This is a genomic window from Providencia sp. PROV175, assembly GCF_032707045.1.
In the GTDB taxonomy this organism is placed as follows: domain Bacteria; phylum Pseudomonadota; class Gammaproteobacteria; order Enterobacterales; family Enterobacteriaceae; genus Providencia; species Providencia hangzhouensis.
In genome coordinates, this window is sequence record NZ_CP120533.1 from 1,956,485 (window position 1) to 1,979,459 (window position 22,975).

The 22,975-nt window shown below is 40.7% G+C and carries 18 protein-coding genes and 1 pseudogene; 13 read left to right on the forward strand and 6 right to left on the reverse strand.

The window, feature by feature from the left end:
* The first annotated feature begins 125 nt into the window (after positions 1 to 125).
* The 4 genes from P3L44_RS08555 to dld all read left to right on the forward strand — a co-directional run bounded on the left by P3L44_RS08555 (position 126) and on the right by dld (position 6,092).
* The gene (locus P3L44_RS08555) at positions 126 to 2,108 is read left to right on the forward strand and encodes a ligand-gated channel protein (RefSeq protein ID WP_272662194.1); all 1,983 of its coding nucleotides are present in this window, start codon (positions 126 to 128) and stop codon (positions 2,106 to 2,108) included.
* 358 nt (positions 2,109 to 2,466) lie between these two features.
* The gene (locus P3L44_RS08560; protein ID WP_004253162.1) at positions 2,467 to 2,679 is read left to right on the forward strand and encodes a hypothetical protein; all 213 of its coding nucleotides are present in this window, start codon (positions 2,467 to 2,469) and stop codon (positions 2,677 to 2,679) included.
* On the forward strand, positions 2,669 to 4,054 hold the full coding sequence (locus tag P3L44_RS08565) for an APC family permease (RefSeq protein WP_272662193.1): 1,386 nt from the start codon (positions 2,669 to 2,671) through the stop codon (positions 4,052 to 4,054). The genes P3L44_RS08560 and P3L44_RS08565 overlap by 11 nt, the downstream gene beginning before the upstream one ends.
* A gap of 298 nt (positions 4,055 to 4,352) precedes the next feature.
* Positions 4,353 to 6,092: a D-lactate dehydrogenase gene (gene dld, locus P3L44_RS08570; protein WP_272662192.1), complete on the forward strand. Its 1,740-nt coding sequence runs from the start codon at positions 4,353 to 4,355 to the stop codon at positions 6,090 to 6,092.
* Positions 6,093 to 6,164: 72 nt separating this feature from the next.
* On the opposite strand, the gene sbcB is transcribed toward dld, so the two are convergent.
* On the reverse strand, positions 6,165 to 7,592 hold the full coding sequence (gene sbcB / locus P3L44_RS08575; RefSeq protein ID WP_272662191.1) for an exodeoxyribonuclease I: 1,428 nt from the start codon (positions 7,590 to 7,592) through the stop codon (positions 6,165 to 6,167).
* A 350-nt stretch (positions 7,593 to 7,942) separates the two neighbouring features.
* On the opposite strand from sbcB, the gene P3L44_RS08580 reads away from it, so the two are divergent.
* A complete protein-coding gene (locus tag P3L44_RS08580; protein ID WP_004911868.1) occupies positions 7,943 to 9,226 on the forward strand; it encodes an MFS transporter in 1,284 nt (427 codons plus the stop codon).
* Positions 9,227 to 9,350: 124 nt separating this feature from the next.
* Positions 9,351 to 9,683 carry a PTS system regulator TmaR gene (gene tmaR / locus P3L44_RS08585; RefSeq protein ID WP_004253179.1) on the forward strand — a complete coding sequence of 111 codons (333 nt, stop codon included), beginning with the start codon at positions 9,351 to 9,353 and terminating at the stop codon, positions 9,681 to 9,683.
* Positions 9,684 to 9,762: 79 nt separating this feature from the next.
* On the opposite strand, the gene P3L44_RS08590 is transcribed toward tmaR, so the two are convergent.
* Positions 9,763 to 10,452, reverse strand: a complete 690-nt coding sequence (locus P3L44_RS08590) for a helix-turn-helix domain-containing protein (RefSeq protein ID WP_272662190.1) — start codon at positions 10,450 to 10,452, stop codon at positions 9,763 to 9,765.
* Positions 10,453 to 10,659: 207 nt separating this feature from the next.
* Here P3L44_RS08590 and P3L44_RS08595 point away from each other — a divergent pair, with 207 nt between their 5' ends.
* Genes P3L44_RS08595 through P3L44_RS08605 form a run of 3 tightly spaced genes read left to right on the forward strand, consistent with a single transcriptional unit; the run spans position 10,660 to position 14,359 of the window.
* Positions 10,660 to 12,990, forward strand: coding sequence for a molybdopterin-dependent oxidoreductase (locus P3L44_RS08595; protein ID WP_140172537.1), 2,331 nt, complete (start codon positions 10,660 to 10,662; stop codon positions 12,988 to 12,990).
* 2 nt (positions 12,991 to 12,992) lie between these two features.
* The gene (locus tag P3L44_RS08600; RefSeq protein ID WP_004911860.1) at positions 12,993 to 13,541 is read left to right on the forward strand and encodes a 4Fe-4S dicluster domain-containing protein; all 549 of its coding nucleotides are present in this window, start codon (positions 12,993 to 12,995) and stop codon (positions 13,539 to 13,541) included.
* Positions 13,542 to 13,543: 2 nt separating this feature from the next.
* Entirely contained in the window at positions 13,544 to 14,359 is an 816-nt protein-coding gene (locus tag P3L44_RS08605; protein ID WP_140172536.1) for a dimethyl sulfoxide reductase anchor subunit family protein, read from the forward strand.
* A gap of 435 nt (positions 14,360 to 14,794) precedes the next feature.
* Here P3L44_RS08605 and P3L44_RS08610 read toward each other — a convergent pair whose 3' ends face one another.
* Positions 14,795 to 15,085, reverse strand: a complete 291-nt coding sequence (locus P3L44_RS08610) for a putative quinol monooxygenase (protein ID WP_140172535.1) — start codon at positions 15,083 to 15,085, stop codon at positions 14,795 to 14,797.
* Positions 15,086 to 15,263: 178 nt separating this feature from the next.
* Here P3L44_RS08610 and P3L44_RS08615 point away from each other — a divergent pair, with 178 nt between their 5' ends.
* Positions 15,264 to 15,599 carry a colicin E1 family microcin immunity protein gene (locus P3L44_RS08615; RefSeq protein WP_140172534.1) on the forward strand — a complete coding sequence of 112 codons (336 nt, stop codon included), beginning with the start codon at positions 15,264 to 15,266 and terminating at the stop codon, positions 15,597 to 15,599.
* An 18-nt stretch (positions 15,600 to 15,617) separates the two neighbouring features.
* Here the strand turns inward: P3L44_RS08615 and P3L44_RS22120 are convergent.
* Together P3L44_RS22120 and rne are read right to left on the reverse strand one after the other, a co-directional pair.
* A pseudogene (locus tag P3L44_RS22120) lies at positions 15,618 to 16,492 on the reverse strand (colicin-like pore-forming protein).
* A 210-nt stretch (positions 16,493 to 16,702) separates the two neighbouring features.
* Positions 16,703 to 19,984: a ribonuclease E gene (rne, locus tag P3L44_RS08630; protein WP_140172532.1), complete on the reverse strand. Its 3,282-nt coding sequence runs from the start codon at positions 19,982 to 19,984 to the stop codon at positions 16,703 to 16,705.
* 543 nt (positions 19,985 to 20,527) lie between these two features.
* On the opposite strand from rne, the gene rluC reads away from it, so the two are divergent.
* The gene (gene rluC / locus P3L44_RS08635) at positions 20,528 to 21,487 is read left to right on the forward strand and encodes a 23S rRNA pseudouridine(955/2504/2580) synthase RluC (protein ID WP_140172531.1); all 960 of its coding nucleotides are present in this window, start codon (positions 20,528 to 20,530) and stop codon (positions 21,485 to 21,487) included.
* A gap of 42 nt (positions 21,488 to 21,529) precedes the next feature.
* Here the strand turns inward: rluC and P3L44_RS08640 are convergent, their stop codons facing one another.
* Positions 21,530 to 22,117 (reverse strand): Maf family protein, encoded by a 588-nt coding sequence (locus tag P3L44_RS08640; protein WP_110591839.1) that lies wholly within the window; start codon positions 22,115 to 22,117, stop codon positions 21,530 to 21,532.
* A 143-nt stretch (positions 22,118 to 22,260) separates the two neighbouring features.
* On the opposite strand from P3L44_RS08640, the gene yceD reads away from it, so the two are divergent.
* The gene (gene yceD, locus P3L44_RS08645) at positions 22,261 to 22,785 is read left to right on the forward strand and encodes a 23S rRNA accumulation protein YceD (protein ID WP_004253206.1); all 525 of its coding nucleotides are present in this window, start codon (positions 22,261 to 22,263) and stop codon (positions 22,783 to 22,785) included.
* A gap of 12 nt (positions 22,786 to 22,797) precedes the next feature.
* Positions 22,798 to 22,968 carry a 50S ribosomal protein L32 gene (gene rpmF, locus P3L44_RS08650; protein WP_004253223.1) on the forward strand — a complete coding sequence of 57 codons (171 nt, stop codon included), beginning with the start codon at positions 22,798 to 22,800 and terminating at the stop codon, positions 22,966 to 22,968.
* Positions 22,969 to 22,975 lie beyond the last annotated feature (7 nt).

The following is a 22,975-nucleotide window of genomic DNA, read 5'->3' on the forward strand; positions in this document are numbered from 1 at the left end:
TTTTACCATGAATTTCCTATGGGTATTTAAATACCCCAATAATAAAAAATATTTTTTGATTCAATGAAATCAATGTGAGCAAATCAATTCATATATAAAACAAAATATCTCTTGGAGAGTTGGGAATGGTTGTTTTTAATAAAAGAAAAGTGGCAATTAGCATTATTGCGGCTATTGCTGCGGCGCCTGCATTTGCTGATGACAGTAAAGATAAAATCTATGTAACAACAGCATCAGGTTATCAACAGAAAATTGAAGATGCACCTGCGTCTATTTCTGTAGTCACTCGCGAACAACTCGAAACTAAAGCTTATCGTGATGTAACTGACGCATTAAAAGATGTACCGGGTGTTTTAGTCACCGGTGGCGGCAGTAGCTCTGATATTAGCATCCGTGGTATGGATGCAAAATACACCATGATTTTAATCGACGGTAAACGCGTTGATACACGCAGCACTCGCCCAAATAGTGACGGTTCAGGTATTGAACAAGGTTGGTTACCACCATTACCCGCCATTGAGCGTATTGAAGTAGTACGTGGCCCAATGTCATCGCTGTACGGTTCAGATGCGATGGGAGGGGTTATCAATATTATCACTCGTCGTGTTCAACAAGAGTGGACGACCAGTTTACGTGCAGACGCAACAATTACGGAACGTAAAAATTCAGGTAATACAGGGCAAGGCAGCTTCTATACATCAGGTCCATTAATTGATGGCTTATTAGGTGTAAAATTACAAGGTCAATATTCACATCGTGGTGAAGATAAAATCATTAATGGCTTTAACCGCCAAATTATGGCAAGTGGCGGAGCGACGGTATCGTTAACTCCAGATGACAAAAATACCTTCGATGCAGAGTTCAAACGTGATAACCAACACCGTGATGACCGCGAAGGTTATACTAGCAAAAGAGGTGACGGTAGCGGTTTTAGCAAATATGAATTGACTCATATGGCATTAACCCATACGGGTATTTATGATATTGCCTCAACAGATACCTATGTTCAATACGATGAGACAAAAAACCCAGGCCGTAAAATGACGGCAGAAGACCTTGTTTTCCGTAATCAAAGCGTTTTTTTACTGGGGGATCATAGTTTAAGTATTGGCGGTCAATATCGTAAAGAGAAGTTGAAAGACGAAGGTAATAAATTCAAACAGTATAATCAGCTTGAACGATACAGCTGGGCGTTATTTGCAGAAGATGAATGGTTAATGACGAATGATTTTGCATTAACGGGCGGTATCCGTATGGATAAAGACGAAAACTACGGTTCACACTGGACTCCGCGTCTGTATGGTGTATGGCATGCTGATGAACAGTGGACCATTAAAGGCGGGGTAACTACAGGTTATAAAGCACCAAGCTTACGTGAATCGTCTGCAAACTGGGGACAAGCAACAGGCGGTAGCGCAGGAAATGCCGTTATTTATGGTAATCCTGATTTGAAACCAGAGAAAAGTATTACTGAAGAAATTGGTGTTATTTGGAATAACCAAGATAATATTACCGCAGGGATAACTATCTATAACACTGACTTTAAAGATAAAATTACTGAAGTTAGGCGTTGTGAAGAAAATAGTAGCACAGTAAGAGCATGTACAGTAGCTCAAGATGGTGAAGGTGATAAACCTGGAAAACCATATCGTTTTATTAGTGACAAAGCAAACGTTGATAAAGCAAGAATGCGCGGTGTTGAACTAACTTTCAACTGGCGTATTGTGGATGACTTAAGCTTTGCAGCTAACTACACCTATACTGATACTGAACAAAAAAGTGGTGTAAATAAAGGTAAGCCATTAAATAAACAGCCTAAACATATGGCTAACTCCACTCTGACATGGCAAACTACTGAAGATTTAGAAACATGGACGCGTATGAATTTCCGTGGTAAAACCTCTGAATACCAAGGTCGTGGACAAAAAATTTCAAGTGGTACAGCATCTTATGCTTTATTTGATTTAGGTGCGAGTTATCAGCTTAACAAAAACGCGAACATTGTTGGTGGTGTCTATAACGTCTTAGATCGCCGAATCGATAATGCGACTTACGGTGCCGAATTAGAAGGCCGTCGCTACAATATCGGTATCAACTACAACTTCTAATCGAATAATTAATCTCGATTAATCCAAACCCTTTGGCTTCCCCAAAGGGTTTTTTGCTGATTAAAATCTGATAAAAACGCTCAGAAAAAAAGATATAAGCAGATAGGGCAAAAAGTCAGAAATAATCAAAATTTCTCATGGAAAATAGGGTGATTTGTTAACAATTTAACTTGCTATTTGTGGTTATGGCGTGCAAAATGCGCGAACTAAAAAATAACTGATGCTTAATCAAATGAAGCATCGGTTTTTTTGTTTTTAGGAACGTTCATTCTAGCGGGGCCGGACATAGAGCCGGAGAGATAATTTTAATATTTACGTGTAGCAAACATTTTTCGCTACCGATTTGAGGAATGCTTTTATGGCTTACTTTTTCGCATTCGCAGCAGGGCCAGGCGCTGGCGGCTGCCGTATCGATGACTACGGGGCTCTCGGTGGCTTCGCTCACACGCCTTTCTCCCTTTCTTCGTTTTTCTCTGCCTATAGGCAGATGCAAAGTCTTCCCAGTAACTGTCGATTAAGCCGAAGTAGTATGCAATCGAAAGTTATGGGAGGGCTTAGACGTGCAAAATAATACTCCAATTCCATTAGACATCGGTCACAATCAAACGGGTGCGAATAACCGCGTACAACTTGCAAAAACCTTAACATTGGTGCAAGTAGTGATGATCGGTATTGCGTATATCCAGCCAATGACGATATTTGATACCTTCGGAATGGTGTCAGATAAAACTGGTGGACATGTTCCAACTTCATACATTATTGCACTTGCTGCGATACTGTTTACTGCTCTGAGCTACGGTAAATTGGTGAAACGTTTCCCATCAGCCGGTTCAGCGTACACTTATGCCCAAAAATCAATGAGCCCACATATTGGCTTCTTGGTGGGTTGGACATCCTTGTTGTCCTATATTTTTATGCCAATGATCAACATCTTATTGGCTAAAATTTATTTACAAGATATTTTCCCTAATGTGGAACCGGCAATCTTCGTTGTTGGGCTGGTTATTTTAATGACTGCAGCCAACTTACGTGGGATTAACGTAATTGCAAACTTAAGTACCGTCATTGCCATCATTCAAGTGGGTGTCATGGTGGTGTTTACGGGGCTTGTGATCCACGGTGTTTCTAACGGTGAAGGTACAGGAGAAATTTGGACCTTTAACCCATTTGCTAATGAAAAAACCGAAGTGATCCCGCTGATAGCTGGGGCGACAATTCTTTGTTTCTCATTCTTAGGTTTTGATGGATTAAGCTCATTGTCAGAAGAAACGCCAAATGCGGGTAAAGTTATCCCGCGTGCTATTTTCTTAACTGCGTTAATTGGTGGGGTTATCTTTATTACCGTTTCTTTCTTCTTACAGCAATACTTCCCTGATGTATCACGCTTTAAGAATATCAATGAAACACAACCAGATATTATGCGTTTTGTTGCTGGAACATTCTTCCAGTCAATCATTCTGGTGTTCTCATGTGTTACGGTATTAGCGTCAGGTATGGCGGCTCATGCGGGTAGTGCGCGTTTGATGTATGTAATGGGGCGTGATGGGGTATTCCCAGAAAAAGTATTTGGTTATGTTAGCCCAACGTGGCGCACTCCTGCATACAACGTATTAATGGTTGGTTTCTTAGCACTAGGCGCTATCTGGTTTGAAATGGATTTTGCGACTGCATTAATTAACTTTGGTGCACTAATCGCGTTTACCTTCGTGAATATCTCGGTTATCAGCCAATTCTTTATTCGTGAACGCCGTATGACTGGGGCTAAAAATATCATTAACTATTTGATTTTGCCTGTCATAGGGACATTAACAGTCTGTGTGTTATGGCTAAATATTGAAGAAGATTCAATGGTTTACGGGTTGGTTTGGACGGCAGTTGGTTTGGTCTATATGGCTGTACTGACACGTATGTTTAAGCGGCCTATGCCGCAAATGAGCGACGTTTAACAATATTCTTCATATTTCGCGCTGTAGCTGCGTTGCGTTCTCAAAACGACATGGGTCACATACTTATGTATACTCCCCATGCTCGTTTTGCTCGGCGCCTTGCTACAACACGAACTATTTTGAATATGTCCAGAATTAGATTCAAAAATAGCGCCTTGAGGCGCTATTTTTTTACCCGTTAAGAATTATTTAAGATAAAGCGTGTAGCCTATTAACATCATAATATTATGTGATATTGTTGTTACAACACATAATGCAGAACTATGATAATCACGAATTCGATTAATAAGGCACACAAATGAATGATGCAAAGAAACCTGAGAATCAACGGTTATTACTGACGCTTAGGAATATTGTTGGCAAAAAAAATATTTTAACAGAGCCACATAAAACAGAACGTTATCGTAAAGGCTTCCGCTCTGGTATGGGGGATGCAATCGCGGTTGTATTTCCAACAACATTGCTCGAACAGTGGTATGTTTTCAAGGCGTGTGTTGAAGCGGACAAAATTGTCCTAATGCAAGCGGCGAATACCGGGTTAACCGAAGGGTCAACACCGAGCGGTTATGACTATGACCGCGATATTGTCATCATTAGTACGTTGAAATTAAACCAAATTCAAGTTTTACCGGAATTTAACCAAGTGGTTGCGATGCCGGGAAGCACTTTGTACGACCTGGAAAAAATCTTAAAACCATTAGGGCGCGAACCGCACTCTTTGATTGGCTCTTCTTGTATTGGAGCTTCAGTTGTGGGTGGTATTTGTAATAGTTCTGGCGGTTCATTAGTGCGTAGAGGCCCCGCCTATACTGAGCTTGCTCTTTATGGCCGAGTCAGTGACGATGGAAAAGTGGAGCTTGTCAATCACCTAGGTATTGATTTAGGTAACACACCAGAAGAAATCCTGACGAATTTACAAAATCGTGGCTATAGTAGTGAAGACGTACAAGTTAGCGATAAACTCGCTTCTGACCATGAGTATGCAGAGCGCGTTCGTGATGTCGATGCCGATACACCATCACGCTTTAACGCAGATGAACGTCGTCTATTTGAAGCATCAGGGTGCGCAGGAAAATTAGCCGTGTTTGCGGTTCGTTTAGATACCTTCCCAGCCGATAAAAAAACACAGGTATTTTATATCGGTTCAAATAACCCTGACGTTTTGGAAGATATACGCCGTTATATTTTAAGTGAATTTAAAAACCTGCCAGTTGCAGGTGAATATATGCACCGTGGTTGCTTCGATATAGCAGAAGTTTATGGTAAAGATACCTTTTTAATGATTGATAAATTTGGTACTGACAAAATGCCAATGTTTTTCACTATTAAAGGGCGTATTGATGCAGTATTAAATAAAGTCCCATTCCTGCCATCAAATCTGATCGACCGTACTATGCAGGTTCTCAGTAAATTATGGCCTTCCCATTTACCACCACGTATGAAAGAGTTTCGTGATCGTTATGAACACCATTTAATGTTAAAAATGGCCGGAGATGGCATTGATGAGGCTAAAGTTTGGCTAAAATCTTATTTTGCAAGCGCCGATGGCGGCTATTTTGAATGTACACCCGAGGAGGGGGCAAAAGCATTTTTACACCGCTTTGCCGCTGCTGGCTCCGCTGTTCGTTATCACGCTGTTCATAATAAAGATGTGGAAGATGTATTACCTCTCGACATTGCTTTACGTCGCAATGATAGAAATTGGTTTGAAACATTACCACCAGAAATTGAAAAGCTATTAGTTCATAAATTATACTGCGGTCATTTTATGTGCCATGTTATGCACCAAGACTATGTCTTGAAAAAAGGCGTTGACCCGAAAGAACTAAAAGAAAAAATGTTAGCTTTATTAGATGAAAGGGGGGCTCAATATCCTGCGGAACATAACGTAGGTCATTTATATAAAGCCCCTGAACAGTTGAAATCGTTCTATAAGCAATCTGACCCAACAAATACAATGAACCCCGGTTTAGGTAAAACAACTAAACGCAAAAATTGGGAAGGGGATTGTGGTTGCGGTCATTCTCATGACCATTAAGGCACGTGTCATATAAATGAAAAAAGGCAGGTATTGGTAAACATTTCAATATCTGCCTTTTTTATTGCTAAATTAACTAGCGAGATCTCTTGCATAGCTAATCAATGCTTTTAATTGCTGGCAACGCTTTTCATCATGTTGATGCTCTACAAGTAATAGCTGTATTTGTTGCATATATTCTGTTAAACGCTCTTCATTAAAGTAGTCTCTACGGTGCTGTAACCAGCGCTGCTGCTCATCATAAGATAAGGTTGCAGGGTAATTACGTGCTTTATAGCGAAAGAAAAGTTCTTTCATGCGCTTATCTTCAAAACTTAATTCCAATGCAGGTAAGTTCTGTGGGGAAGTTTCACGAATAATATCCATAGTTGAGCGGTCAGAAGGACTGAAAAAACCATTATAAATTTGTGTATCGACATCGTCTGACTCGGCAAATATTTGAGGCTCGCTAAATAACTCAATTAATTTATTACGAATTTCAGGGTGCTTGCGTAAGGTTTCCAGATTACGCATACACAAGTCACGGTCAACACCTGTTCGCTGTGCATCTTCTGGCCGCAGTGTTTTTTCTGGCGCTAGAATTGGGCATTTATTAATATGAACTAATTTTACAGGAACGGGAGAAGCGCCCGCCAATTCAGCTTTAGGCGTATATAATCGGGTACGTAATTGTTGAACGTCTAACTCAATTAATGGTGAGATATCGGCAGATAAATCGCACATAATAACGGCATTTTTGTTATCGGGATGCCAAGCAAGTGGAGCGACTAAACTGACATAAGAGCGCAATGCGCCAAACATACCAGAGACATGAACTAATGGTGTTATTTCTACAATATCAATAAGTTGACTTATTTTATTTTTATTTCTTAACTGATAAAAGTAATCGAACATTCGCGGTTGAGCGGCTTTCAACAGTTTTGCCATATTTATAGTCGCTAAAACGTCAGACATTGCATCATGTGCATTTTCATGAGCAACCCCATTTGCTTTGGTCAAATGTTCTAAACGCATACTCGGTAAACCATCTTCATTTTCTGGCCATTGAATACCTTCAGGGCGAAGCGCAAAACAGGCACGCAAAGTGTCGAGTAAATCCCAACGCGAATTTCCTTGTTGCCAACTATATGCATATGGGTCGTAAAAATTTCGGTAAAAAATATTACGCGTAACTTCATCATCGAAACGAATATTGTTGTAGCCCATAATACAGGTATTAGGGACACTAAAAGCCGCATGAATTCGTTTAGCAAACTCGGCTTCATTTATGCCTTGAGATAATGCGACTTGCGGGGTGATCCCAGTGATCATGACGGCTTCAGGTTGCGGTAAATAGTCATCAGCCGGAGCACAATAAAAAACTTCGGGTTCTTCAATGATATTAAAATCAAGGTCAGTGCGAACGCCTGCAAACTGTGCAGGCCTATCGAGAGCAGGGCGCTTACCAAAGGTTTCATAGTCATGAATAAAAAAGGTCGGTTGTTTTTTATTATCTTGCAACGTTTTCACCATTTTGATGATTATATAGTAGATTGATAGTGGTTAATTTATTGCTATTCACTATACCTTGTTGATTAATGATACCTTATCTACCGTAAAAGCTAAACTAAGGCTATCTGATATTGAGTGGGTGAGATTGAGAGCCGCATAACTTGGATGATTTGATGAAATCTTTTACCCAGCAGTCATTCGTCATTAATTTGCGAGAGTATATCGTGATTGATATCACATATATCAATTGTTAACGTTAACATTAGTGATTAACATCACAATTAACAGGCTATTTTGTGGTTTGAAATTAATGTTAACCTTAACATTTCATCAAGATAATTTTTGATAGGTGATGAAATATGAATCGTGGCTCAAGAAAGTATTATGCCTCTTTGAGTGCATTATTGTTTTTTTTCTTTTTCACGTGGTCATCAACGTTTTCTGTCGTCGCAATCTGGCTGCGTAAATATGTTGGCTTGGATGGTGCGGATACAGGATTTATTTTCTCTTGTATTTCGATTGTGGCACTTTGCGCACAGCCACTCTATGGGTTTATGCAAGATAAATTAGGATTACGAAAAAATTTACTGTTATTTATTGCAGTTCTACTGATTTCATCTGGGCCATTTTTTATGGTTTTCGGTACGTTGCTAAGATGGAATGTGTTTTTGGGTAGTGTTATTGGTGGTTTGTTTATTGGCATGACTTTTCATGCGGGCATTGGTGTACTTGAATCTTATACAGAGCGAGTTAGCCGATTACGTAATTTTGAATATGGAAAAGCGAGGATGTGGGGCTCATTGGGTTGGGCGACTGCAACGTTTTTTGCTGGGCGTAATATTAACCTGAACCCTGATTACAATTTTATTATGGCAACCGTTTCAGGCTTATTATTTTTAGTTATTTTATTGAATTTAAAAACGGCAAACGCAGATGCCTATAATAGCCTTGAACATGGTAAACCTTCAGCCATCACTGTGAAAGATGCTTTGCAATTGTTTGTACAGCCCCATTTTTGGGCTTTGATATTGTTTGTATTAGGTACCTGTATATACAGTGTGTATGACCAGCAATTTATGGTGTATTTTGCCCATCAGTTTCAAAGTGAGCAATTAGGTAATGAGATGTACGGTTATCTAAATTCATTGCAGGTTTTCTTGGAGGCAGGAGGAATGTTTTTAGCGCCATTTATCGTCAACCGAATTGGTGCTAAAAATGGATTGCTGTTTGCGAGTTCTGTCATGGCGCTACGCATTATTGGTTCAGGCCTAGTTGATGGCGCGATTATGATATCGATAATGAAATTACTGCATGCCGTTGAGCTCCCGATTCTGTTAGTCGCGATTTTTAAATATAACAGCCTTCATTTCGATAAACGTTTGTCATCGACACTTTATTTGGTTGGCTTTAGTTGCATGAGCTCTGTCGTTGCAAGTATTTTATCGCCATTAGCGGGTTGGGGGTATGATAAAATTGGTTTTGCTGATACCTATCTGGTCATGGGGATATTTGTTATTATTACGACGATATTATCTGCATTTTGTCTCAGAGGTGATGGGGCAGGTCATCAAGAAATCAGAGAAAAAGATCAAACAAATAAATGTAATCAAGATCACTCCGAAAATTTGGTCGTTAAAGTATAAAGTGAAATCAATTTTCAGCGGAATAATTTGATAAATATGCGAAACGGGCTTGTAACTCAATAGGATTAGATTGTATTGTGTTAATAGATAATGCGTTTTGAATATTGACTAGAGGGTTTTAAACATGGACAACGCTAACAAGCCGTCTTTCCAAAATGTTCTGGAATTTGTGCGTATGTTTCGTCGCAAAAATAAAATTCGTCGTGAAATCACCGACAATGAGAAAAAAATTCGTGATAACCAGAAGCGTGTTTTGCTGCTGGATAACTTGAGTGAATATATAAAACCAGGTATGTCGATTGAAGATATTCAGGCAATTATTGCGAATATGCGTAGTGATTATGATGATCGTGTTGATGATTATATTATCAAGAACGCTGAACTCTCCAAAGAACGTCGTGAAATATCGAAAAAGCTCAAAGAGATGGGTGAATTACCGCGTATTGATGTGAAATAATTACCACGTAAAGCCGAGGTCATCTCGGCTTTATTGTTTTTGACTTGAGTTGATAGATAGCATTGACCGCACGTAGTGATTATAAATTTAACCTATTAACTTGTTTGATTAATGCGGTTGCTAACCTTTCCATTTCATTTTCTGCAATAAATCCCATCGTCACTGCGGCAGCGACAAGCTGGCCTTCGCCATTAAATACAGGACAAGCAATAGATTGCGCTCCGGGAATTCCTTCAGTTGGTTGGTAACGGATGGCATAGCCTTGTTGGATAACTTTATTAATTTCGTCTTGTGAATAGGAATTGGAGCCAAATTGGTTATCAAATGCAGAATAAATCAGCCCAGCTGCACTTTTTACGACAGGCAATGGCGTGTTAGGTAAAAAGTCAATTTCAATATTTTTGAAGCTACGATTATATTTAACCAAAGAAAGTGCTTTCCCTAAGCGGGTGGCAACACCTGTTGAGACATTTTGTTCATCGCGAAATTGAATCAAATTATTGTTAATGGCGTCGATGTATGAGTCTTCAGGTTTAACAAAATTAGCTAAGAAGGTTAAATTGCGGCCTAAACCATAACGGCTAGTTTGAGTATCTTGGTACAGCATTTGTGTACGGCACAGTGAAACCAAATATTTATGTAGACGGCTTTTTGATATCTCACAACCTTTTGAAATATCCGCTGCACGAGCAATGCCCCCATTTTGAGCAATATAATTTAAAATGCTTACGGCTATATCAACAGAATTAACACCTTGCAGAGTAGACATACATAAACCTCAGTTTAACAAGTCCTGAAATTTTACCATGAGTTGCCTTGCGCTGCTAACGAACCAATAACGCGGAAGAATAATCCGAAAGCGGTAGCACCTTATTACCTATAAATAGATAGAATTATTGATGCTACTCAAGTTCATCTTTAGTGAATGGCGTATATATATAGTGTACTTATAAAGGCGATGTCGAGGTTTACTATAATGAAAACGATAAATTCACTACGTTTGAAACGCCGAACTCTACTCAAAGGGCTTGGCGTTGTAGGGTTGGCGAGTATCGCCCCCTGTTCTTATGCACAAGGAAACAGCAATCAACCCTTACCGAAGGTGCGACTCAAACTGTCGGACTACAAAACATTTCGGTCAACTTGTGCAATGGAGTGTTTGCATTGCAACCTAACCGCATATACCTACCAAGGTAAGCTGATGAAAATTCAGGCGACGGAAGGGTTTAATGTCAAATGTTGCTTGCGAGGTATGAGCCGAACTAAATGGGTCTATCATGATCAACGCATCAAAACACCGTTACTACGAGTAGGCGAAAAAGGTAAAGCTGAATTCAAACCGATAAGTTGGGATGAGGCGCTGGATCTTATTGAAAAAAATATTAGAGAGACCATTGATAAATATGGTAATGAAGGGTTGTTTATTTCCACTCATGCCGGAAATATGGACTCGATTAAAAATGATATGGGGAAGGCTTTCTTTGATTATTTAGGCGGGTCAACGAAACAAGCGGGTTCACTTTGTTGCTCTGCTGTAACAGCTGCGATGATCCCGATGCTCGGCCTGAGGTATGCAGATACCCGCGATACGATAGCGGATAGCCGTTATATCCTGTGTTGGGGCAATAACCCAGCTGTTACGATGCAAGCCTATTTTAAAAATTATAACCAAGCGAGAAGAAATGGCGCTCGATTAGTGGTGATTGATCCGCGTTTTAGTGAAACAGCTGCAAAAGCGGACGAGTGGATACCTATTATTCCAGGGACAGATACCGCGCTTGCTTTAGGTATGATTAAAATTATTATTGAAGAAAACCGGATAGATGAAAATTTCTTGAGGGCTCATACTGGCGCGGTTTATTTGGTCGATGCGAATCAAAAACAAGTCAGGCAAAACAAAGATGATGAGGACAGCTATTTAGTTTTCGACACATTAAGCAGACAATTAGTTCGTCATGATTCATCGGGCATTAAACCGGCACTTTTTCAACATGAACTTCCAGAGGATTTGAATTACACCACTGTTTTTGAACAAATTTACCAGCAAGCAAAAGGTTGGGATATTGCCCGGGTCAGTGAAGAAACGGATGTTCCAACGGAAACTATTGTACGTCTTGCTCGGGATTACTCATCAATAACTCCTTCAATGATTGTGCAAAACATGTCAGGAGCACAACGAACCGAACATGGCGCTTATGTCGCAGGAAGCCAGTTCTATCTCGCCTTATTGACTGGAAATATAGGTAAACGAGGGGCGGGTGTTTGTGATGCTGGCGGAGCTCGGCAAATGGCTAATTTTAGCCCAATAGTGCCACCGGCGCCGAATGTGAAAAACATTCCTCCCATTCCTGTAGCGAAAGTTGGCGATTTTATCGTCAATGAAAAGCCACATCCGATTAATTTCTGGTGGATTATGACGATGGGGGTTATGACCCAATTGCCGAATACCAACAAGGTTCGCGAAGCACTAAAGAAAGTTCCATTTGTTGTGGTAGCCGATAACCTCATGAGCTCAACAGCCTTATATGCTGATTTAGTTTTACCGGTGACCACTATTTTTGAAGATACCAGTTTGATGGCGGGCGTTCGTAGCCAATATGTCCAATTAATGGAAAAGGCGGTTGAGCCAGCAGGTGAAGCAAAACCCGACTATTGGATTTTCGCCCGATTAGCAGAACGTTTCGGGTTTGGTGACGTATTTAATAAGCCAATAGAGCACTATATTGATGCCTGTTTAGTCGGCTCTGGTATCACTCGCCAAATGTTAGAAAAAGGGCCAGTACGCCCAGTCGAAGGGGATTGGATACCGTTCAAAGATGGTGTGTTTAGGACATCAACCAAAAAAGCACACTTATTTGTTGAAGATTGGCAAAAGAAAAATTTTTCACCTGTCGTCGCTTACTACCAAGTGACCGAGTCTGTTAAAGGTTCACCTGAATTAGCCAAAAAGTATCCTTTGATGGCGGTTCAGCGCAAGTTAGCGCGTAGTGTGCATTCAAGTCATGGAATGAATGAATGGATCCTTGAAGTACAACGAAACCAGCCGAATGTCTTGATTCACCCTGAAGATGCTAAATCCAGAGGTATTAAGAATGGGGAATGGGCAATCACCTTTAATGACCGAGGAGAACACCGAGCCATTGCTGTCGTGACAACGCATATTAAAAAAGGCGTAATTTCACTGGATAACGGCTGGTGGGAACAACAGGGGGGGAGCAGCAGTCATGTCACGAATGACCAAGTTGAACATTTGGGAACGGGACACTGCTGTAATAGTACGTTAGTTGATGTAAGAAGGGAGGCTTAATCATGGTCAAGCAATATGGTTTCTTAATAAATACAAAAGATTGCTATGGTTGCCGCACTTGTTCAATGGCTTGTAAATCTGAGAATGTGACCCCGCCGGGCGTCTTGTGGCGTCGAGTTCGTGAATTCAATGATGATTCACCGAATACTCAAGCATTTATTACGATGTCTTGTAACCATTGTGATGACCCACAGTGTTTAAAAGTTTGCCCAGCAGACACCTATACCAAACGGGCGGACGGTATTGTCGTTCAAGATCATGAGAAATGTATTGGTTGCCAGATGTGTATTATGGCTTGTCCATATCATGCTCCTGTCTTTGACCCAGCAGAAGGGAAAACCAGCAAGTGTAATATGTGTGCGGAACGGTTAGATGAAGGCCTACTGCCAAGGTGTGTGGAGTCTTGCCCTACGGGTGCCATTGAGTTTGGTGATATCACTGAACTACGTAAAAAGCACACGACGAACTGGGCGGTACTAGAACAGCGTTACAACATGCCCGATCACACAATCAGTCATCCAAATATTGTGATCATTGGGATGGAGGATTAATTATGGATATTAAACATATGGAACTCCCACTAGTATTTTTTACAGTGATGAGCCAATGGGGGATTGGTGCTGTTCTCGCATTAACCATTTACCAAATGAAAGCCTGTCAGGGCTCCTTATTATCAGGCTCTGTATTACGTCGCGCAGTGCTATTGATATGGCTGATTGAAGTTATTGGTTCATCGATGTCAATGGGGCATTTAGGTGTGCCTCTCGAAGCATACCGTTCCGTTCTGGGGCTAAGTCATTCATGGCTAAGTCGCGAGGCTGTGGCATTTGTATTATTAAATGGTGTTATCACTTTGTGGGCTCTATCTTGCTGGTTGCAACCCACAGTAAACACGCGCAATACGATATTAGGCTGGATCAGTGGGATTGGTGGATTAGCCGCTATACTTGTCACAGCACAAGTCTATTATCAAATGGTTGCTCACCCATTATGGCATACACCGGCAACCCAAATCGCGTTTATAGGCAGTGCAATTGTCCTTGGTTTTAGTCTAGTAGCCTTATTTGTTATTGGGCAAGGCAAGTTATTACCCTCGACCATTAAAGTTGGCGTGCTGATAGGCGTTGCATTGGTATTAATTGCACAGATTATTCGCTTACAATTACCTGCAAGCCAAGGCGGGAGCTACTTGCTATGGTGGCAAGTAGTGATGAGTATGATATTGCCTTGCATTATGGCGGTAAAAGTATACAAGGAACGACCATCCGCCGTCTTACTTGTATTGATAATGTTGGCGATGTTTAGCGGAGAGTTGGCCGGTCGTGCATTGTTTTATGGGGCGGTTATGATCCAAGCTCCTTGGTTCTAAAAATCCTCGTCATATTTCGGCCTGTCGCGTTGTTGGCTTCACACACTCGCCCTAGTCACATACTTATGTATGCTCCTAGGGCCTCGTTTAGCTTGCCGCCTAGCGACAGACCGAACTATTTAGAGGATTGATATAATTGTATTTTATTTAGAATTATTAGGGGATTAATATTATTGTATTTATTTAGGGTTATAAGTGTTGTCGGCATCGCACAAACGTCCTCATCCTATTTTTGCCTGTCGCGTTGTTGGCATCACACACTCGCCCTAGTCACATACTTATGTATGCTCCTAGGGCCTCGTTTAGCTTGCCGCCTAGCGACAGGCAGAAATATTTAGAGGATTATGTAGGTTTTTTTGTCGATATCAGAATTCGGCCTGTAGTGTTGTGTATGGGTTCTAGTTATATGCTTGGGGGTACGTTTAGCTAATGTGCTTATTCAAAAGCACCATTCATCAGTTTGATAATAGGGTCCGAACGCTTATAGCTGCTGATTAGAGGAACTAGGCGTTTGAAATGTTCGCTGGCACAGTGAATATCGAGCGCTTCTTGATTCGGCCACTCCTCGATAAAAATAAAGTGCCCAGGATCTTTTTGGCCAACGTAAAGGTCATAACTGATACACAATGGTTCTTGTTTGGTTGCAGCGACTAATTCACGATATAGAGGCATAACTATTTCAATCGCCTCAGTTTTAATAAAATCTTCCGCAATGACTTTTAACATAATACCATCCTTTGTAACGAATAATAGATAATCACACATTAACATAAAGTAATTATTAAGTACTAATTAATCAGCAACTTTAAGATATCAATGCATACTAATAACTAGAGTTAATATGAGTTCTCATTCTCATATAGAGTTTGCTATCATATTTCATAGAAGAATAAGGAAATAGTTAATGAATAAAAAATATTATATTCAAAATATGTGTTGGGGTTGGTTTATGGGAGCCCTGTTTTTATATTCTTATTTGGGGAGTGAACTCAAATATAAGTCACTGATGTTATTTATTAGTGTTGTTGGTATTATTATTTTCCCATTTGCGAAATGGGCAGTTGAAAGCTTCTTTCTCATGTTTACCACTAGAGAATTTTGGAATAGAGGCATATTTATGGACACAGCGGGTAAGGCTGGAGGATTAGCCATATATGGTGGTGTTGTGTTTTTATTATCTATTCCAATTACGTTGGTTTTTATTATAACTCTATTTATAAGAAGATTGTCAGCGAAGTAAATAGCATCTATTTTATGATTAAAAACCAATCAAATTATTTGCTTCTTCGACTAAACTATCATTAATCAATGCGCCTATCCCTGCAATAATTAAGCCGTATCCTAGTACACCAATAGGCCCGCCAAGCAATGTACTAAAAGCGAATCCAGCAAGAGCTGTAGCTGCCATTCCAGCCGCTATTGTTTCTGTTTTAACAAAAAAAGGTCTCCAATTATTAGTGTCGATTGCTTTTATTAATTCATTTGACCAATCAATAAAGTCAATTACTCGGCTTGTGTATAACATACCCTTACTAAATTTCTTGAAATTTTTTGCAATATCTTCAGCTTTAACTGATTCTAATGCTGCTGTAATGGCTTTGCGATCTTTTGCATCAATTTTCCTACTAATATTATTGCTATACTTATTATAAGCTTTTAATGCATCCTCAACATTACGGATTTTTTTCCTTTAGCTTGTTCTGCCATAGCTTTAGCCAATTTCTCTGCTTTTTCACCGTAAGTATTAAAAACTTCTTTATAAAAATCAGTTGTAAATTTAACTGAACCTTTAATTTCCTCTGCTTCTTGTTTCTTTATTTTACTTAAATCCTGCTCTATTTTGGGCTTCATCATTCTGTATAATCCACCAAAAGAGCGCCAATAAATAGTGTACATTAGCTCGAGCTTTCCACTTTGGTAGGCACTTAACATCTTTTTATAAGGAGATGTTTTTTCAAAACGGCAGTCACTAGCCCCACAAACTCCACATATTCCTTTTGCCATCGCATTCAGAATATGGTCTGGTAAAATTCTGTCAGGGGTTACGTGAAGAGTCGGGAGTAGTAATACACCATCGCTTGTATATGCATGGCCATTTTCCCAACGGTCTATTTGCTTATAGTCATAATCCATAAAATTTCCTCAGTTAGTGTGCGGAATCATTAAACGTATGTACTTTGTACAGATATACGATGCATTTATTAATGACTACCTGTCAAAGGCTTTAGGAGGGTAAATTTTATTAGTATTTAATGAATTACAATGAGTTAAACGTTTTTATAGCCATAAAAAAAACCTTGATAGTTTCCTATCAAGGCTTCGGTGTTTTAAAACTATTAAGTTTTAGTGACTAGATGGTTTTGCCATTGCAGAGGTTGCTACGTTTGAAGCAACATGGCCACCTGCGCCGCCTTTACCTTCAAAGGTAGAGGCTTCACGCTGATATTCTGTTATCTCAAATGGTGCAGCGGCAGTTGTAGGTGCTGGCGCTTTTGTCATTGGAGAATAAGCATGGCGTTTATGTAAGCTGACCGCAGGGCTACTTGCTACCACAGCAGGCTCAACCGCTGTAATAGGTTCGATAACTTCCTCAATACGGGCAACCTCAACTGATGCAGTGACAGCAACTTCAGCATGCTGTGCTTCTTCAACCACGTCATTAATCTCTTTATTGACAATAACAGGTGCCGTTTGTTCGTCTGCGATAGTAACGCTTTCAACCACTTCTGTTTGAGCTATTTCAGCCTGTGGCTCAATAACGTCAGCCACTATTGCTACAGTCTCTTTTACAGCTTCGACGGTTTCAACTTCTTGCGAAACACCAGTTTTCTCTTCGACAATAACTGGGGCTGGTTCAACAATGTGCTCGACAGCGGTTGGTTCGTTAACTAAAGAAGTGTCTACAGTCGTGTCCTGAGACTCGAGTTTAACTTCCTCAGCCACGACAGGAGTGACGGCCACGCTACTTTGTGACGGGGTAACATTTGTCGTTTCTGCTACAGGAGCATCATTAATACTTTGTTGTTCAAGCATTTCTTCATTAGTGATGATTGCCATGCTTTCTTGTTGAGGCTGGGCAATTGGGTAATGAATAAATACTTTGCCAGACGCAAGCTCAGGTGAGGCAACGGCAGCGATTAATGGCATTGGTGATTTAGTTAAATGGCGCTCATCACGGTAGCGACGACGACGTTGACCACTGACACGCAAGTGACGAGGTGAACGACGAGAACGGCGTGGAATGATGGTGTCTTGTTTTTCTTCACCATCAACTTGAGCCACGGCTTCTTGACGCTCTTCAGTTTGTACTTCACCTTCAGTTTGGTTCACAGATACCGTTGGTGCAGGTAATGCTGCAACTGGCTCAGTGGTTACTTCAGGTGCCGTTTCAACAGGAGTAATGATTTGCTCGCTATCAGTAACACGGATTTTTTGTGTCAATTGACGACGTTGGCGACGTGGCGTAACAGGACGTTGTACTTCTTCCTTTTCAGCCGCATTCTCTACATTGTCTTGCTGAACATCTTGTTGTGATTTAGCAACTTGCTGTTGACGTTTTTCATCTTGACGACGGCGACGTTCAGCGCGTTGTTCACGACGTTGTTGCTGATTATCACGATTCGCATTGTCAGTTGTTTGCTCGTCTTGCGTGTTCGTATTCTTATTGTTGCGACCTTTATTGCGATTATTCGTTTCATCCGCTGATGCATTACGATTATTGCGATCATTACGGTTGTCGCGATTATCACGGTTATCACGATTGTCAGTATCATCGCGGTCACGACGATTATTATTACGACGGTTATTGTTGCGACGATCATTATTCCGGCGGCGATCATTATTATTGCGGTTTTTCGGCGCTGGTTTCTCAACCACTTTTTCTTCTTCGCCAAACAGGCCTTTAAAGAATGCCGCAATTTTGCTGAACAAACTAGGGGATGCAGGTTCAGCCGCCGCTGATTTAACAGGTGCTTTTGTTACAGTTTCTTTTGGTTTCACTGTAGACATGTCTACAGGCTCTTGCAGTGCAAAAGCTGAAATTGCAGGTTGCTCAGGGATTTTGCGCTCAGCGGTAGTCTCGTCACTTTGTGTCAAAGTGACGGTTTCGTGATATTGAGCTAAGTTATAGCTTAAAGTATTTACCTCTTCACCTTTACGAATGCGGATCACATGGAAGTGAGGTGTTTGCATTTGGTCATTAGGGACAATCACAACGCGAACATGGCTTTGGCGTTGTTCAATATCACTAACGGCTTTACGCTTTTCATTCAATAGGTAAGATGCAATTTGTACAGGAACAATGGCATGCACTTCGTGAGTATTTTCTTTCAGTGCCTCTTCTTCGATAAGGCGAAGAACAGACAGGGAAAGTGATTCGTTATCACGAATGGTTCCTGTTCCTGAACAGCGAGGGCACACGTGATGGCTGGATTCACCTAACGATGGGCTCAAGCGCTGACGTGACATTTCTAATAAACCAAAACGAGAGATGCGTGCAATTTGAATGCGAGCACGGTCTTGGCGTACAGCTTCACGTAAGCGGTTTTCTACTTCACGTTGATGCCTAACTGGCGTCATATCGATAAAATCGATAACAATCAAACCACCTAGGTCACGTAGACGTAATTGACGTGCAATTTCATCAGCCGCTTCTAAGTTAGTATTGAACGCAGTTTCTTCGATATCGCCACCACGTGTTGAACGTGAGGAGTTGATATCGATAGCGGTCAGAGCTTCAGTGGTATCAATAACTAATGCACCACCTGATGGCAAACGAACTTCGCGTTGGAACGCAGATTCGATTTGCGATTCAATTTGGTAGTGGCTAAAAAGTGGAACATCGCCACTGTAGTGTTTGATTTTGCTTGCAAAATCACCACGACCGATAGCTTCGATATGGTTGCGTGCCATTTCGACAACTTTCGGGTTATCTATTAGGATCTCACCGATATCTGGGCGTAGATAATCGCGGAATGCACGAACAATAACGTTACTTTCTTGGTGGATCAAGAAAGGTGCAGGGCGGTTTTCAGCGGCTTTTTGAATCGCTTCCCAGTGACGTAAACGGTAAAGCAAATCTTGTTGCAGTGATTCTGCAGATTTACCCACACCCGCGGTGCGAACGATTAAGCCCATGCCATCTGGAATTTGTAAAGAAGACAGCGCTTCTTTTAGCTCAGTGCGGTCTTCGCCTTCGATACGACGTGAAATGCCTCCCGCACGTGGGTTATTTGGCATTAAAACGAGGTAACTTCCTGCCAAGCTAATGAAGGTGGTTAATGCGGCACCTTTATTACCACGCTCTTCTTTATCCACTTGAACGATAACTTCTTGGCCTTCTTTTAACACATCTTTAATGTTAGGACGGCCTTGGGAGTGATAGTTGCTTGGGAAGTATTCACGAGCGATTTCTTTGATAGGAAGGAAACCGTGTCTTTCAGCGCCATAGTCAACAAAAGCAGCTTCAAGACTAGGTTCGATACGAGTGATTTTACCTTTGTAAATATTGGCCTTTTTTTGCTCATGACCGGGACTTTCAATATCCAAATCATAGAGGCGTTGCCCGTCAACAAGGGCAACACGCAACTCTTCCTGTTGAGTTGCGTTTATTAGCATTCTTTTCATGTTATTACTTACTCATTATTTTCTTTTAAATAAAGAGCAGCGAAAGAAAGAGCTACTGTAAACCGATGGCCTCGTGATTTTTACAAAACCGTCTGCCTCGCGGCAGTCGTTCGTATAGAGACGCGCAGTATTCGGTGAACCTGATTTTTAGATTAAAAATTCAGCGTTCTTAATCAGGATGCCGTAAGTTATTAAAGAAAACGGAAGTTCCTAACCCAATAAGCCAAAATTCGTTGCTCGCTAATTTATTTGATGTTGCTAAATGTCTTACGCCATTGCTGCACTGTTACGCCATCAAATAAGAAATCCTATAAAACGTTAACTTTCGTTTTTTAAACATCTTAGCAACTTCATATTATTCCATTGCCATAGGCATTATAGCAAGTCGATACGGAAGTTATATGGAAATTTTATTTAGAAATAGGATAAATCATGCAGAAAATAACCAAATTAAAAAAAAAGATAAAAAATTTTGTGGAGTCGGTATGATAGGGAAAGCGAATAAGAGCATATTTTAATCAATTAGAGTTAACGCATTCCCGAATGAATACACAAAATCAAGTTCAATTTATTGACATCAGCGATGACGAAGCTGGGCAACGTATCGATAACTTTTTGCTCACTAAACTTAAAGGTGTACCAAAGAGTATGATTTATCGCATTATCCGCAAAGGGGAAGTGCGTGTTAACAAGGGGCGGATAAAGCCTGAGTATAAATTAGTCGAAGGGGACCAAGTCCGCGTTCCTCCCGTTAGGGTTGCTGAGCGTGAAACTGCACCGGTTTCGGCTAAACTGGATAAGGTCGCTGCATTAGCGAATTGCATTTTATTTGAAGATGACGTTCTCTTAGTGCTGAATAAACCATCTGGTACTGCTGTTCATGGTGGAAGTGGTTTAAGCTTTGGCGTTATCGAAGGCTTGAGGGCTTTGCGACCCGAAGCGCGTTTCCTTGAATTAGTCCATCGCTTGGATAGAGACACTTCTGGGATTTTGTTAGTGGCGAAAAAACGCTCTGCACTTCGCGCACTACATGAACAATTGCGTTTAAAACAAATGCAAAAAGATTATTTAGCACTCGTAAGAGGTAATTGGCAGTCCCACATGAAAGTTGTTCAAGCTCCTTTACTGAAAAATATTCTACAAAGTGGTGAACGTGTTGTTAAAGTTAACAGCGAAGGGAAGCCATCAGAGACACGCTTTAAAGTGGAAGAGCGTTTTGATAATGCAACTTTAATAAAAGCGAGCCCTGTCACAGGGCGTACGCATCAGATTCGTGTGCATACTCTCTATGCGGGGCATCCTATTGCATTTGATGACCGTTATGGTGACAAGCAATTTGATAGCCAATTGGCCGGAACAGGTTTAAACCGCTTATTTTTGCATGCGAGCGCACTGAAATTTACACACCCTAAAACGGGAGATGAGATGCGTTTGCAAGCTCCATTAGATAACCAATTGAATCACTGCCTGAAAATACTACGTAGTCGTAAAGCAGAAAAGTAGGTCATTTAATTAACTGGCAGGTATTTCCTGCCAGTTAAATGATTAATTATCAAATAATGGACTAACTTGGTGTTGGCGTAACATTTCAAGTAATAGAATAAGTGGAAGCCCCACTAACGTATTGGGGTCACGCCCTTCCAAACGTTCAAATAAGCTAATCCCTAATCCCTCTGATTTAAAACTTCCAGCACATTGATAAGGCTCATCTTTAAGTAAGTAATTAGTTATTTCGGCGTCAGATAGTGATCTAAAATGAACGTGAAACAATTCACACTCGACATTAAACTTACCTGTTTCAGTATCGAGTAAACATAGGCCAGTATAAAAAGTGACCTTATTGCCTGACGCAGATTTAAGCTGCTGAAAGGCATTATCAAAATTATGCGGTTTGCCCATAATTTTATTTCCAATTACACAGACTTGATCAGAACCGATAACTAGGTGCTGAGGGTATTGAGCAGAGAGTGCGTTGGCCTTTTCATGAGATAAACGCATGACTAAAGCCTGAGCGGACTCATTCAATATGGGCGATTCATCAATATTGGGAGCCACTGCTAAAAAAGGCAATCCCAGTTTTTTTAGTAGGGCTTGTCGGTATGTTGAAGTTGATGCCAAAATAATCGATTTCATGATTTTTCTCGAAACTCGTAGCCAAAAGGGTTAACTCATTTTAAACTATAAAACGTAAAACCTACGGTTTTTTGGTGAAAAGGCGAGTTTACCCCGCCTTTTTCTTTGACTATAGCTCATTACAAAGTTAATATGCGCGCCTTATGCAAAAGGTAAAATTACCCCTGACTATCGATGCGCAGCGTGCAGCTCAGAAAAACCTCGACTATGTTGGGAGTTATACATCTGAGCAAGTTACACGAATTGCCGAATCAGTAGTCAGTGTAGATAGTGATGTAGAAACCGAATTATCATTTAAAATTGATAATCAGCGTTTGACTGTCATCGAGGGGAAATCCCAAGTGGATGTCACCTTACAATGCCAACGTTGCAGAACTGATTTCAAACATCATGTCTACGTATCGTATTGTTTTAGTCCTGTCGTCAATGACGAAAAGGCCGAAGCATTACCGGAGCTCTATGAACCGATTCAAATTGATGAATTTGGTGAAATAGATTTGCTGGGAATGATAGAAGATGAAATAATTCTATCCTTACCAGTGGTTCCGGTTCATGATTCTGAACACTGTGAAGTGTCCGAAGCGGACATGGTGTATGGTGAACTGCCTCCTGAGGCAGAAAAACCAAACCCATTTGCCGTATTAGCCAGTTTAAAGAAAAGTACTTAAGGAGTAAGGTCAATGGCCGTACAACAGAATAAACCAACTCGTTCAAAACGCGGTATGCGTCGTTCACATGATGCACTGACTGCTACCCTAGTTTCTGTAGATAAAACTTCCGGTGAAACTCACCTGCGTCACCATGTGACTGCAGATGGTTACTACCGTGGCCGTAAGGTTATCAACAAGTAATTTGTTG

Excerpts from the sequence above, each read along its gene's own strand:
- P3L44_RS08600 (WP_004911860.1), top strand. The coding sequence starts at position 12,993 with ATGGTCAAGCAATATGGTTTCTTAATAAATACAAAAGATTGCTATGGT.
- P3L44_RS08605 (WP_140172536.1), top strand. The coding sequence starts at position 13,544 with ATGGATATTAAACATATGGAACTCCCACTAGTATTTTTTACAGTGATG.
- P3L44_RS08610 (WP_140172535.1), bottom strand. The coding sequence starts at position 15,085 with ATGTTAAAAGTCATTGCGGAAGATTTTATTAAAACTGAGGCGATTGAA.
- P3L44_RS08595 (WP_140172537.1), top strand. The coding sequence starts at position 10,660 with ATGAAAACGATAAATTCACTACGTTTGAAACGCCGAACTCTACTCAAA.
- P3L44_RS08580 (WP_004911868.1), top strand. The coding sequence starts at position 7,943 with ATGAATCGTGGCTCAAGAAAGTATTATGCCTCTTTGAGTGCATTATTG.
- rne (WP_140172532.1), bottom strand. The coding sequence starts at position 19,984 with ATGAAAAGAATGCTAATAAACGCAACTCAACAGGAAGAGTTGCGTGTT.
- tmaR (WP_004253179.1), top strand. The coding sequence starts at position 9,351 with ATGGACAACGCTAACAAGCCGTCTTTCCAAAATGTTCTGGAATTTGTG.
- dld (WP_272662192.1), top strand. The coding sequence starts at position 4,353 with ATGAATGATGCAAAGAAACCTGAGAATCAACGGTTATTACTGACGCTT.
- P3L44_RS08615 (WP_140172534.1), top strand. The coding sequence starts at position 15,264 with ATGAATAAAAAATATTATATTCAAAATATGTGTTGGGGTTGGTTTATG.
- yceD (WP_004253206.1), top strand. The coding sequence starts at position 22,261 with ATGCAAAAGGTAAAATTACCCCTGACTATCGATGCGCAGCGTGCAGCT.
- rpmF (WP_004253223.1), top strand. The coding sequence starts at position 22,798 with ATGGCCGTACAACAGAATAAACCAACTCGTTCAAAACGCGGTATGCGT.
- P3L44_RS08640 (WP_110591839.1), bottom strand. The coding sequence starts at position 22,117 with ATGAAATCGATTATTTTGGCATCAACTTCAACATACCGACAAGCCCTA.
- rluC (WP_140172531.1), top strand. The coding sequence starts at position 20,528 with ATGAATACACAAAATCAAGTTCAATTTATTGACATCAGCGATGACGAA.
- P3L44_RS08555 (WP_272662194.1), top strand. The coding sequence starts at position 126 with ATGGTTGTTTTTAATAAAAGAAAAGTGGCAATTAGCATTATTGCGGCT.
- P3L44_RS08590 (WP_272662190.1), bottom strand. The coding sequence starts at position 10,452 with ATGTCTACTCTGCAAGGTGTTAATTCTGTTGATATAGCCGTAAGCATT.
- P3L44_RS08560 (WP_004253162.1), top strand. The coding sequence starts at position 2,467 with ATGGCTTACTTTTTCGCATTCGCAGCAGGGCCAGGCGCTGGCGGCTGC.